The sequence below is a fragment of the Flavobacterium sp. B167r genome (assembly GCF_056824315.1).
The window spans coordinates 3,707,554-3,721,835 of record NZ_CP124859.1; the positions used below are offsets into that span (position 1 = coordinate 3,707,554).

Sequence of the window (14,282 nt, forward strand, 5' to 3'; positions counted from 1 at the left end):
CTTCTTTCAATTTAAAAATTACCAAAGAAACCTTGCTATTTATTTAGTAAGGTTTTTTTTATTTTGTTAGGTTTTTATTTTTTGGTTTTATATTTTTAGCTGCCAAAAATAAATTTATGATCAAAAATTACCTGTTTTTTTTTATTGCCTTTAATGTGTTTTCTTCAAAAGCACAAATTTTAAATTTTTCAGATTCCAAATTCATAGAAAAATTATTGCAATCTAATGGATTTAATGCAATAGCTAAAGATGAAAATCAGACAAGTATTAAGATAGATGCTAACGACGATGGTATTATTGAAGCGTCGGAAGCTATGAGAGTTTTTTTACTGAACGTTGAAAATTCAAACATTACTTCTTTAGAGGGAATTAAAAACTTTCCGAATTTAAATACTGTTTCTTGTGGAGGGAATCAAATATCTAATCTTGATTTAAGTAATTTAAAAAATCTTAAAAATTTAAATTGCTATAATAATCAAATAACATCCTTAAATCTTTCTGGCTTAACGAAGCTCACATTTTTAAACTGTAATAAAAATAAGTTAACTGAATTAAATTTTGATGATTTAGAATCCATTGTTGATGTTTTTTGTTCAGAGAATGAACTTTCTTTAATTGATGTAAAGCACCCTGAAAATCTTAGAAATTTATTCTGCAGTTACAATAAGATTGAAACATTAGATTTAACCAATTATTTAAATCTTGCAGGTTTAGAATGTTCAAATAATAAAATTTCGGTATTGGATGTAAGTCGTTCGTTAAAATTAGAAGGGTTATATTGTTCTAATAATGCTATTTCTATTTTAGAAATAAGTAATTTAACTGAGCTACAAAGATTATACTGTTATTTTAATAATTTGACTTCCCTGGATTTTACTAACTTGCTTAACATCGAAGAAATAGCTGCGTCTAATAATCAGATATCTGCGATTAATTTAAAGAATTTAAGATATTTAAAAAGATTAGAAATTGGTGCAAATAAAATAACTGCTTTAGATTTAACTGGATCAACTATAATACTTGAAACTTTAGCAATTAATAATAATAGTTTTGAGAATTTAGTTTTTGATTCATCAAAATTAAATAATGTTTTAAGTTTAAATTTCAGTTTTAGTGGTAACGTTAAAATAGATCTTTCAGCTTTAAAAAAATTAAAGTTTCTATTTTGTAACGGCTTAAATTTGGAAACAATCAATCTAAATGGACTGCCAGATCTTGAAGTGTTGGAATGCGGAGAGAATAAATTAACAAGTTTGGATATTAGTAATTTATATAAATTAAGAACCTTGCGATGTCATCAGAATAATCTAACAACGATTGATTTTGGGGAGATAAAAAATTTGCAAGGAATTGATTGTAATAGTAATCCATTTGTGTCTGCAGATTTTAGTTCATTACCAAAATTGATAAATTTAATTATCAATAATAATCGACTTTTAGAATCGCTTTTTTTGAAAAATGGTAGCACAGAATCTGTATTAAATATTTCAGGTAATCCTAATTTGAAATATATTTGTAGTGATGAAAATCAGATTATTCAAATTCAGAATTTAGTTAGACAAAATAATTATAAAAATTGTAATGTAAATTCATACTGTTCATTTGTTCCAGGCGGTGAAAGTTTTTTAATTCAAGGTAATGCTACAGTTGATTTTAATAAAAACGGATGTGATATTAACGATTTACCAGGTTCTCAAATTAAGCTAAAAATCTCTGACGGAATCAAGGAAGGAGTTATCTTTACCGATGATAAAGGGAAATATTCAGTCGCAGTTAATGCAGGTAGATATACAATTTCACCAATTTTGGAAAATTCAGATTACTTTTCAGTTTATCCAAATAGCGTTGAGTTTGATTTTACTAACTCTTATGGTGGTTTAACTCAAGATTTTTGTCTTATGCCTAATGTTATTCGTAAAGATTTAGAGGTGTCTCTTATCCCTGTTGAAGTTGCAAGACCTGGTTTTGATTCCAATTATAAATTAGTTTACAAGAACAAAGGAAATGCAATTCAAGAAGGAGCAGTAAGTCTTAATTTTGACGATTCAATTTTGGACTTTGTTTCTTCTAATTCTGCATTTTCAAGTCAAACCTCAGGTAAACTGGTTTGGGATTTTTCTAATCTAAAACCATTTGAAAGCAGAGAAATTAATTTAGTATTAAATGTAAATTCTCCAGTTGAAACACCAGCATTAAATATAGGAGATATACTGAGATATAAAGTTGTAATTAGCTCTGATGCCCTAGATGAAACACTTGATGATAATATCTTTGAATTAAAACAAACAGTTGTAGGTTCTTACGATCCAAACGATAAAACCTGTTTAGAGGGCAATGTTATCAAGCCTCAACTTATTGGGCAATATGTGCATTATTTAATTCGTTTTGAAAATACTGGAACTTACAATGCTGAAAATGTTGTGGTTAAGGATATAATTGATACTTCGAAATTTGATGTTTCAACGTTAGTTCCTACTAGCGCAAGCCATTCTTATACAACTAAAATTTCAGACGGAAATAAAGTAGAGTTTATCTTCAAAAAAATAGATCTTCCTTTTGATGATGCTAATAACGATGGTTATATTGCTTTTAAAATCAAAACATTACCGACTTTAGTTGTAGGAGATTCTTTTGAGAATGAAGCAAATATTTACTTTGATTATAATTTTCCGATTTTAACTAATAAGGAAACCTCAACCTTTAAAACTTTGGCAACGAAAGATTTTGAGTTTTCGTCTTATTTTTATGCTTACCCAAATCCAACTCAGAATGTTTTGAATGTGCTTCCCAAAGATTCAATTAAAATGCAAAGAATCACTGTTTACAATCTTTTAGGACAAGTTATTTTAACAATTCCAAATGCTCAAGATATTTCTAAAATTGATGTTTCTAAATTTCAATCAGGAAATTATATCCTTCAAGTTAAAACAGAAGTTGGAAATTCTGCAATCAAATTCATTAAGATTTAAGAAGACGTTTGTAACTTAAAAAAAGCCTTATTTTGAATAAGGCTTTTTTTTTGTCATTTTTTTGTGGAACAAATCAATTATCAAAAAAATTTAAAATCCGATTAGTTAATTAAAATTTAAATTATGGTAAATTTAAGTTTAATCTAAAAACAAAGGGCAAATACTGACAAATTTAGAAAAAGTTACATTTTTTTGTAATAAATTGGGTTTTGATTATTAGCTTTTCTATATTTATCACACAAAAATAAAAAATAATGTTAAAATTTGATTCTTTTTGTAGTTAGAAAATAAAGGTCTAATGTAAAACACTTGTTTATTTTTTGTTAAATAAAGTGTTTTCTCCTATTTCTGATTAAATAAAAATCCAAATTTTAGATATAGCTTTAATCTCATGTAATTAATCTTTTTATCTAAGGAAATTCTTAAATAAGTTGATTTTACGTCCCAAATTATTTGTATGAGCCAAATTTTAAAAAACAAGGTTTTAGACGATTTTATTCTGTGGAATAATTTGAAAAACGGGAATGAAAAATCATTCTCTCTCCTTTTTGAAAAATACTATAGAGACCTAATCAATTACGGTAATTCGCTTTGTCCGTATGAGGAAAAGGTGCAAGATTGTATACAAGATGTTTTTGCTGATATTTGGCTTTACCGTGATTCTCTGCAAGATAATGTTGTGGTAAAAGCGTATCTTCTTTCTAGCGTTAGAAAGAGAATTGCTCGTTTGCACGAAAGAGATCATGTATTTAGAAAAACAACAACTATTGACGTTTTAGAATTTCTTTTTAACTTTTCAATAGAAAACGATTTGGTTGAAGATGAAGTAACAGCCGAACGAGTTCTTCTTTTAAATAAATTATTGAATGATCTGCCGGGCCGTCAGAAGGAAGCTTTGTATTTGCGTTATCATCAAGGATTAAGTGTAGATCAAATAGCCGATTTGCTAGACGTGAATTATCAATCTGCAAGTAATCTTTTACATCGTGGTCTGTTGAGTCTCCGTAAAGAATGGAAAGGCAGTATTCCGCTTCTAGTCCTTATATCATCAGGGGTTTTTTAAAAAATTAAGAAAAAATCAAAAAAAAATCTTAAATAGGTGAGTATATAATAAAAAAAGTGTCCTCTATGTTTTTGTAACCTTAATAGTAAGATGCAAAAACGTAACAATTATACCGAAATAGAAGACTTCTTAGCCGATGAATCTTTTCAATTATGGATTTTATCTAAAGTTGATGAACAAGGCTGGGAAGAATGGACTTTGGAAAATCTTGAAAGAGCCAAGCTGGTAGAAGACGCAAGACTTGTACTGTTGGCAATGCGAGTTCCAAAATCCAATCTTTCTTCAAATGAAGTTCATGAAGCCTTAAAGGAAACTTGGCGTAAAATTGAACAAAGAGAAGAGCTTTCTCAGCAGTCTTCAAAAATCAAAAAACTTAAAGTGCAGAGATACTGGATCAGCGGTGTTGCGGCAGCTATTTTGGTTGGCATTTTCTCTGTTTGGTTTTTTAAAAATGATATTCTAACTACTGATAATGTAGTTACCTACAACGAACTAGTCCAAGATAATGATGAAGGTTTGGTTGAACAAACCAACAACTCTGAAAAATCTCAGATAATCACTTTGTCTGATGGAAGTTCTGTCTTATTGCAACCAAAAAGTAAATTAAGTTACCCTAAAATCTTTACCGGAAACGAAAGAAAGGTGTATTTATCCGGCGAAGGTTTCTTTGAAATTAGTAAAAATCCTAAAAAGCCTTTTTTTGTTTATGCTAACGAAATTGTGACTCGTGTTGTTGGAACAAGTTTTAGAATAAAAGCTTATCCTGATCAGCAAAATGTTGAAGTTCTTGTTCGCACCGGTAAAGTTAAGGTAAAATCTAATGATTTAGTTCGCTCTGACGATAGTGAAGAAATTGTATTGCTTCCTAATCAGGCGTTACGTTTTGCTCGTAAAGAATTAGTATTTAATAAAATAACGAATATAACTGAAGACCCAATTTTGGTAAATAGCGTTAGAAATATCGAGCAATTAAGTTTTGAATTTACTGATATTCCTGTAGAGCAAATTCTCGAAACAATCGAGCAGGCATATTTAGTAGATATTGATTTTCCGCATGATAAATTGAAAGACTGCCGATTAACAACTTCTTTAAGCGATCAGCCGTTGGCCGAAAAGCTGAAAATAATTTGTAAAAGCATTGGAAATGATACCAATTATGAAATGAATGGAAATCAGATTGTAATTACGACTTCTGGCTGTAACTAGACTTCGGAATTCAATCAAAAATTAAAAAGAAAAAATCCAAAAATTAAGCGAATTAACAACTAAAAAACAATTTGTAATTGCCTATGTAGAAAATGAATGCATAAAAAAAGTGCCGAGAATGCTGTAACATTATCGACACTTAAATCTGAATAAATTACTCTCTGTAAAGGGTAATTTATGATGTTTCTTAAAATACACTCGAATAGTATTAATCAAAACAAACCAAAATTATGAAAAAACCTGTTGTCAAGCAACGATTACTTCACCAAATCATGAAAATAACGCTGTTTCAGTTTGTGTTAGCGCTTGTGTTTTCAAGTGTGACTCTCGCAAATAATGTAAATGGGCAGAAAAAATTAGATACTAAAGTAACTATTACAGTTGATAACCTAACTTTAGACAATGCTTTATCTAAAATCGAAAAGTCTGCACATGTCAAATTTTCCTATAACTCAAGACTTCCTCAACTTGGAGAGAAGGTTAGTATAGAAGCAAATCAAGAAACTCTGTCTAGTATTTTGAGTAAAATATTGGTTCCTTTTAATATCACTTTTTCAGAAGTAAGCAATCAGATTGTGCTTCAGAAAACGGCTGTTTCTTTTTCTAATGCCAATAATCATGATTCTTTGTTCGAAATTTTGACTTTCGGACCAATTATCAAAGGAAAAGTTACAGATCAAAGCGGTTCGCCACTTCCTGGTGCTACTGTAATGGCTAAAGGAACAAAAACTGCTGTTTTAACAGATTTTGATGGAAATTTTTCTATCGAAATGCCTGCCAATGTAAATCGCCTTGTGATTTCTTATGTCGGAATGGAAACAAAAGAAATCGGAATTGATAATCCGACACCAACTGTTGTTTTAACAGAATCAGGGCAAAATCTTAAAGAGGTTGTCGTTACAACAGGATATGAAAAAACTTCAAAAAGAACATTTACAGGAGCTATCAGTAAAATTTCTGGATCAGAATTAAAGGTTGATGGTGTAGTAGATGTGAGTAGAATGATTGAAGGAAAAGCTGCCGGAGTTACTGTGCAAAACGTTACAGGATCTTTTGGTGCTACTCCAAAAATTACAGTTCGTGGATCTTCTTCTATTTTTGGAGATACAAAACCTTTATGGGTTATTGATGGTGTGGTTCAGGAAGATATTATCAATGTAACATTTGCAGATTTAGCATCTGGGAACTCTGCTACTTTATTAAGTTCTGCAGTTGCAGGTTTAAATGCAAATGACATTCAAAGTATTGAAATTCTTAAAGATGCGTCTGCTACTTCAATCTATGGTTCAAGATCGCTGAATGGAGTTGTGGTTGTCACAACAAAACAAGGACGTAGAGATTCTCCATTAAAAATTAACTATTCTGTAGAAAATACTGTTAGAACTGTACCAAGTTATACGCAGTTTGACATCTTGAATTCTCAAGAATCTATGAGTGTTTTTCAAGAAATGAGATCGAAAGGTTATTTGGATCAAAGTTCTTCATTAACAGCTAGATTTAGTGGGGTTTATGGTATTTTGGCAAAACAGATTAATTTATATGATAGTTCTAATGGTCAATTCGGAATTAGAAATGAACAGCCATATATTAATCAATTTTTAAAAAAATATGAATTGGCTAATACCGATTGGTTTAAAGTTTTGTTCAGACCATCAATTACTCAAAATCACTCTTTAAGCTTTTCTGGTGGAGGAAAAAATAACACTTTTTATGCTTCTCTAGGATATTATACAGATCCAGGATGGACTGTTGCGGATAATGTAAAACAGTTGTCAGCTAATATTAAAGGTACATTCTACATCAATGACAGATTAAATATTACTTTATCGACTTTAGGATCAATGCGTGATCAAGATGCTCCTGGGGCTTACGACAGCAAAAATGATCTTGTGTTTGGTAAAGTAACTAGAGATTTTGACATCAACCCATTTAATTATGTGTTGAGTACAAGCAGAACGTTAAGACCTTATGATGATAATGGAAACCGAGAATATTATCAAAATAACTGGGCACCAATGAATATTCTTAACGAATTAGAAAATAATACTTTAGATATTAAAGTAAACGATATTCGTTTTCAAACTGATTTAGATTATAAAATCAACAAAAACTTAAGCTACAACCTAACAGCTTCAGCACGTTATGCTAATACATCAAGACAACATAAAATTTATGAAGGTTCAAACGTGGTAGGTGCGTATAATGCGGGTGTTGGCGAAACTTTGAATACTCAAATTCAAAAAGACAACGTGTTTTTATATCAAAATCCAAATGATTTAACAGCGCCTAAAGTTTCTGTATTGCCAAATGGTGGTTTTTTAAGGAAGTTTACTAACGACATGACTTCTTACAATGTTAGAAATAGTATTACATACAGAAATACATTCAATGATAAGCACGAATTAGAAGGATTCTTTGGTACAGAGTTTAGATCTGTGGATAGAAATAATGACAATTTTACTGCTGCTGGTATTCAGTTTGAAAAAGGCCTTACTTCTTTTGTTGACCCTAAATTGATTGAAAAAATGGTAAATGAAGGAAACTCTTACTATGAGTTTGGAGCAGAAAGAGAGCGTACTGTTGGTTTCTTTGGTAAAATAGGATATACTTACGATCGTCGCTATACAGCTTCTATAACAGGTCGTTATGACGGTTCAAACAGACAAGGAGATACTGGTTCTTCAAGATGGTTGCCTACATACACTGTGAGTGGTAAATGGAATGTTACAGAGGAAAGTTTTATGAAAGATATTGAAGCTATTAATACATTGGCACTTAGAGCGTCTTATGGTTTAACGGCTACAGCTGGTCCAGCAACAAACTCTTTGGCAATTTATAAAAGTTACATTACAGACCGTTTTGCTGTTGGAGACAGAGAAAATGCGATTCGTATAGAAGATTTGCAGAATAAAGATTTAACATGGGAAAAACAGTATGAAACCAATATTGGTGTTGATCTTGGAATGTTTAGAAATAGAGTGCAGTTTACAACAGATATTTACCGTCGTAAGGCATTCGATTTGATTGATTATGTAATTACATCTGGAGTTGGGGGAGAATCTATTAAGCAAGGTAACAATGCAGACATGGAAACTAAAGGTCTTGAAGTTGGTTTTACTACTCAAAACATTGTTTCAAAAGATTTTAAATGGTCTACTACAGTGAATTTTTCTGTTTACGATCAAAAAATTACAAAATTGGCTAATAAACCAGCAGTATTTGATTTGATTGCTACAAACGGAGGAAATACGGTAGGTCGCCCTAGAAACTCTTTATATTCTTATCAATTTACAGGTTTGAATAATGAAGGGCTTCCAACTTTTATTTTACAAGATGGCGCAGAAGATAAAATCACAGATGCTAATTTCCAAGATACAAATGATGTAACAAAGTATTTGAAATATGAAGGATCTGTAGAGCCTAATAAATCTGTTGGTTTTGCTAACACATTCAGCTATAAAAGCTGGTCTTTATATGTGTTTGTTGTAGGATCTGGAGGAAACAAAGTAAGACTAAATCCAGTGTATAGCAACACTTATACGGATCAGACAGTTTTTACTAAAGATTTTGCAAACAGATGGATTAATCCAGGAGACGAAAATTACACTAATGTTCCTGTTATTGCAGATCAATTATTAAATAGAAATTATGGCGATAGTGATTTAAAGGTTGCTTACAATACATACAATTACTCTGATGTTAGAATTGCAAGCGGTGATTTTGTACGTTTAAAAAATGTCTCTTTAAGCTGGGAATTTCCAAGTGATTATAAGAGAAAATTAGGATTATCAACTTTTACCTTGAAAGGTTCGGCGGTTAACCCTTGGTTGATTTATTCAGACAAAAAATTAAACGGACAAGATCCTGAATTCCGTAACACAGGAGGGGTAGCTTTCCCAATTACGGCACAATACACTTTTGCAATTAATATTTCATTCTAATACTAAATTGATTATGAAAAATATAAAAATAGCACTGTCATTATTATTACTAATTACTATTAGCAGTTGTGATGATTTTCTTTCAGAGGTGCCAGATAATAGAACACAGATAGATACACCAGAAAAAATATCAGAATTATTAGTTAGCGCTTATCCAAGCAGATCATACTTTCCGATTGCGGAGGTAATGTCAGATAACGTTTTTGACACGGAATCAAAAGAATCTGTAAGCATACTTAATCAGGAGAGTTACAACTGGGAAATGCATAGTCAAATCGGAACTGATAGTGAAAATGCATTCTGGATGGCATCTTATGAGGCAATTGCTGCTGCGAATCAGGCTTTAGACGCGATCGAAAAGCTTGGAGGTAAAGAAACTCTTAATCATTTAAAAGGAGAAGCTTTAATAGCAAGAGCATACAATCATTTTATGTTAGTTTCATTTTGGGCAAATCGCTATAATCCTGCAACAGCAGGGACTGATTTGGGAGTTCCATATATCACTAAACCAGAAACTGAATTATTAGTAAAATATAACCGTAATACGGTGAAAGAAGTATTTGACTTTATAGAGCAAGACATCAATGAAGGAATGAAATACATCGCAAATGAGTATAAAGAGCCTAAATATCATTTTACTGTAGAAGCAGCGAAAGCATTTGCATGTCGTTTTTATTTAATAAAAGGCGATTGGGATAAGGTTTTGGAATATTCTGAAGGACTTGGTTCTAAACCAACAAAAATTAGAAATTATGCGGCTTTTAATGCAGTAGCTTTTGCTCAAATGCCAATCGAATATTCAAAAGTTGAACAAGAAACTAATTTATTAGTAGCTTATCCGAACTCAATTGCAAATAGATCAGCAGCATATAGATTTGCGCTTCCTGGAAATAGATCTGATGAAATATTAGGAGTACAAACTAATATGTGGGCAAAAACTAATTTAATTAGAGCAAATGGTCAATATTTTGGAGGTACAAATGTCTTTGTTCCAAAACTTTATGAGTATTTTAAATACACGAATTTGACATCTCGTACAGGTGAACCTTATACTGGTTCTGTATTATTTAGTAATGACGAAATGTATTTGAACCGAATTGAAGCATTAGTGATGAAAAACAGAATTGCTGAAGCAAATACAGAATTCGGATACTTCTTAGGAACTAGAACTTCAGGATATGACCCAACAACAGATATATTAGATGAAACAATCGTTACAGATAAATACCCTGTTATTGCGGATGAATTTACGCCATTTTATGCATTATCAGATCTTCAGAAATCTTACATCAAAGCAATTTCTGAAGCAAGAAGAAGAGATTTTATCCGCGAAGGTCTTAGATGGTTTGATATTAAAAGATTTAATCTTGTTGTAACGCATACTACTCTTGAATTTGGAAAAGAGGTAAGAATTAATGTCTTAGAAAAAGATGATAAAAGAAGAGCGTTACAAATACCGCTTAGAGCTTCAGATAATGGTATTGAAAAAAATCCTAGGTAAATTTTTAATTAGAAAGTATTATGAAGATATTCAAAACATATAAAATAGCAGTTATTGCAGGTGCCTTATTGCTGGCATCGTGCGCGCATGAAGATCAGCCAACAGAAAGTCAGTTAGATTTTTCTACACCATCTAAAACAGAATTAGATAATTGGATTGGCACAAATTTCTTAAATCCTTACAATATTAATGTTTACTACGAATGGAACCAAAATTTGGTAGACGAAAATAGATACTTATATCCGCCAATGGGAGATAAAGTTCAACCAGCAATGGAAGTTGTAAAGAAAATTTGGATTGATAGCTACAGCACTATCGGAGGGGTAGATTTTGTTAAAAAAATTGCTCCAAGAGAGTTTGTGCTTGTTGGCGGTGTAAACTTAAATACAAACGGTACTGTAACGCTTGGACTTGCAGAAGCTGGCCAAAGAGTATCTCTTTTTCAAGTTGATAACCTTAATAGAAAGAGCAGAGCTAGTGTGACGCAATTTATTCACACGATTCAGCACGAATACGTACATATTTTAAACCAGACCAAACCTTTTGACGAGCAAGCTTGGGCAAAATTAACGCCATCTGGATATACTACTTCTTGGTACGTAGAGTCAATCGCGACTTCTAGATCGTTAGGTTTCATTACAAGTTATGCGAGATTAAACATATACGAAGATTTCGCTGAGACTGCTGCTACAATCTTAACTAGTTCAAAAGCAGAGTACGACGCTATTTTGGCAAGTGTTACAGATGCTAATGCAAAAGCTAATATTAAAGCAAAAGAGGCTTTAGTGGTTAAATATTATAAAGATTCTTTCAATATAGACTTTTACGCATTAAGAGATGAAGCTCAAAAAAATACTGATGCTGTAATAAATAATTAAGGACAATAAATTTTTATAAAAATCAATATTATGAAAGTAAAACATATATATAAGTGCTTGATGATCGCTTTTACAGCCTTGCTTTTGGGATCATGTTCAAGTCCGGAAGTAGATGCGAAATTTGATCAAAATGCTACAGAACGATTAAGCGGACGTCAAAAAGAGTTAAACGACTTGTTACTTTCATCCGCAGATGGTTGGAAAGCAGTTTATTATACTGATAGTACACAGTTAGGAGGATGGACGCATTTGTTTAAATTTTTGCCAGGAGGAAAAGTAGATATGGCATCAGATTTTACAGGTAAAGACGGAGAGATAGACACAAAAATATATCAAAGTCAGTACGAAATGCAGGTTGGAAGTACTACAAGTTTAGTTTTTACTACACAGAATAGAATACATCTTTTATCTGATGCAAGTAATTATCCTACAGCAGGACTTCTTGCAAAAGGGTATTTAGGCGATTTCCAGTTTTATTATTACGGAGAAAAAAATGGTGATATTATTTTCAGAACAAATAGAAACAGCCATTTTCTTCGTTTTGTTAAAGCTACGCCAAAAGATTGGGCTGATTTAACTGGGAACGTTCCAATTATCAAAGCAATTACAGGCGATATGAATAGTCCGTTATTTAGATTATTAGAAATAAATGATGGTACAACAGCTAAAAATTATGATTTTGATTATAACACAAGTGCTCGTTTTGGTACAGGTTATTCTTTAGATCCTGATGTTAACACAAGTTACGATTTGGCATTTTCATTTAATCCAACAGGAGTTTACACAAAACTTCCATTAGAGGTTAAAGGTCAAAAACTTACTGATTTTGTTTATGATAGCACCACAAATACTTTTGTTGCTACAGCAAAAGATGGAGTTAAGGCGACTATTATGTATACAAATGCACCGCCAAGGCTTACAGATGATTACAAAGTGACATTGCCTGCGCCTGGAGGTCCGTCAACAGGTTATGGTTATATCGCAGCGAATCTAGCAAATGCTCCAACAAATTCTCAGTTGTGTAGATTTTTGCTAAATCAAATTAACAGTGCATCAGCAGCAAAAGTGAATAGAGTGCAATTTACTTTTTTCAATAATCGTACTGCAGACATCATGTATAGTTTTACAGGCGGAAAAGCAACTGTTTACCATAGAGTAACGGTTACAGAAGATGCGGTGAATAAAACTATTATTTTAAAACATTCATTTTGGCATAACGGAACAGCAGTTGTTCCAGTAGCAGATGCTTTAGTTAAAAATCTGGATGATAAATTGATGGATACGAAAGGTCTATATGTTACTAAAGAAAGCTTTAAAATAGGTTTTTCAAACACAATTTACACCTTTACTGGTGCGTCAAGCAGTTTTAGAATTACTACATATGCATTCCAATAATTAGGTTTAAAAGCAACTCAGAAAATGAGTTGCTTTTAAAATTTGCGATATAAATCAATGTAACTTATTAATTTACAGCTGTTATGATGAAAAAAGTTTTAACGCCAGCAACAATTGCAATTTTCTTTTGGGGAATAGGTTTACTTTTCATAAATGAATATTACTATGAAGATTTAAGGTCTTACTTATATATTTCTCTAATACTAGTTTTTCCTTTTATGATTTGGAACCTTATTAAACAATGGAAAAATGATAAAGCAGAAGAAACAAAAGAATTTAAGTCTTCGATTTACAGAATGTTAATTATGGCAGTAGTTATGATTATCATATTTTTTGTAACGAAGCAAAATCACATTTAAACTTTTTAGTTTTGTTTTTTTATTTTGGGGGGAGCAGCTCATTTTTATGAGCTGTTTTTTTTGTTTTATCAACATCTGAAATTCTTAAGCCAATTTTTGGATTACAAATTTTATTAAACGCCCAAATAATCTATATTTGTAATTCAAAAAATAAAACGAATACCTTAATATGAAATTACTAGAAGGAAAAGTTGCAATTATTACTGGTGCAAGCCGTGGAATTGGAAAAGGAATTGCTGAAGTTTTTGCTAAACATGGAGCAAACGTTGCTTTTACATATAGCTCATCTGCAGCATCTGCAGAAGCTTTAGAGGCAGAATTAAATAGTTTAGGCGTTAAAGCAAAAGGATACCAATCTAACGCAGCAGATTTTAACGAAGCTCAGACTTTTGTTGACGCTGTTTTAGCAGATTTTGGAACTGTTGATATTTTAATCAATAATGCTGGTATTACAAAAGACAATTTGTTAATGCGTATGTCTGAGGCAGATTTTGACCAAGTAATTGATGTGAACTTGAAATCGGTTTTTAATATGACAAAAGCGATTCAGAAAACTTTCTTAAAACAAAGAGCTGGATCTATCATTAATATTAGTTCTGTAGTTGGAGTTTCTGGAAACGCTGGTCAGACAAATTATGCAGCTTCAAAAGCAGGTGCAATCGGATTTACAAAATCTGTAGCTCTTGAGTTAGGTTCTCGTAACATTCGTTGCAATGCAATCGCTCCAGGTTTTATTGAAACTGAAATGACTGCAAAATTAAGCGAAGATGTAGTAAAAGGATGGAGAGAAGGTATTCCGTTGAAACGTGGAGGAACTACAGAAGACGTTGCAAATGCTTGTCTTTTCTTAGCTTCAGATATGAGTGCTTACATTACAGGGCAAGTTCTTAACGTTTGCGGAGGAATGCTTACCTAAGGTACTGAGGTGCTAAGTTACAAAGGTTCAAAGGTTTTTAGTATTCAGTCTATT

General features: G+C 31.7%; 9 protein-coding genes. All 9 read left to right on the forward strand.

Annotation, left to right across the window (positions count from 1 at the left end; translation table 11 throughout):
- Positions 1 to 116 precede the first annotated feature (116 nt).
- The 9 genes from QLQ96_RS16625 to fabG all read left to right on the forward strand — a co-directional run bounded on the left by QLQ96_RS16625 (position 117) and on the right by fabG (position 14,228).
- Entirely contained in the window at positions 117 to 2,969 is a 2,853-nt protein-coding gene (locus QLQ96_RS16625; RefSeq protein ID WP_482491874.1) for a DUF7619 domain-containing protein, read from the forward strand.
- Positions 2,970 to 3,426: 457 nt separating this feature from the next.
- Positions 3,427 to 4,032 carry an RNA polymerase sigma factor gene (locus tag QLQ96_RS16630; RefSeq protein WP_482491875.1) on the forward strand — a complete coding sequence of 202 codons (606 nt, stop codon included), beginning with the start codon at positions 3,427 to 3,429 and terminating at the stop codon, positions 4,030 to 4,032.
- A gap of 90 nt (positions 4,033 to 4,122) precedes the next feature.
- Entirely contained in the window at positions 4,123 to 5,238 is a 1,116-nt protein-coding gene (locus QLQ96_RS16635; protein WP_482491877.1) for a FecR family protein, read from the forward strand.
- Between the two features lie 230 nt (positions 5,239 to 5,468).
- Positions 5,469 to 9,179, forward strand: coding sequence for a SusC/RagA family TonB-linked outer membrane protein (locus QLQ96_RS16640; protein ID WP_482491878.1), 3,711 nt, complete (start codon positions 5,469 to 5,471; stop codon positions 9,177 to 9,179).
- Positions 9,180 to 9,192: 13 nt separating this feature from the next.
- Positions 9,193 to 10,680, forward strand: coding sequence for a RagB/SusD family nutrient uptake outer membrane protein (locus QLQ96_RS16645; protein ID WP_482491879.1), 1,488 nt, complete (start codon positions 9,193 to 9,195; stop codon positions 10,678 to 10,680).
- A gap of 20 nt (positions 10,681 to 10,700) precedes the next feature.
- Entirely contained in the window at positions 10,701 to 11,558 is an 858-nt protein-coding gene (locus QLQ96_RS16650; RefSeq protein ID WP_482491881.1) for a zinc-binding metallopeptidase, read from the forward strand.
- Positions 11,559 to 11,588: 30 nt separating this feature from the next.
- The gene (locus QLQ96_RS16655; protein ID WP_482491882.1) at positions 11,589 to 12,953 is read left to right on the forward strand and encodes a DUF4302 domain-containing protein; all 1,365 of its coding nucleotides are present in this window, start codon (positions 11,589 to 11,591) and stop codon (positions 12,951 to 12,953) included.
- An 83-nt stretch (positions 12,954 to 13,036) separates the two neighbouring features.
- Complete coding sequence (locus QLQ96_RS16660; RefSeq protein WP_482491884.1) at positions 13,037 to 13,312, forward strand: hypothetical protein; 276 nt, start codon at positions 13,037 to 13,039, stop codon at positions 13,310 to 13,312.
- Between the two features lie 169 nt (positions 13,313 to 13,481).
- Positions 13,482 to 14,228, forward strand: a complete 747-nt coding sequence (fabG, locus tag QLQ96_RS16665; protein ID WP_071637930.1) for a 3-oxoacyl-[acyl-carrier-protein] reductase — start codon at positions 13,482 to 13,484, stop codon at positions 14,226 to 14,228.
- Positions 14,229 to 14,282: the final 54 nt, after the last annotated feature.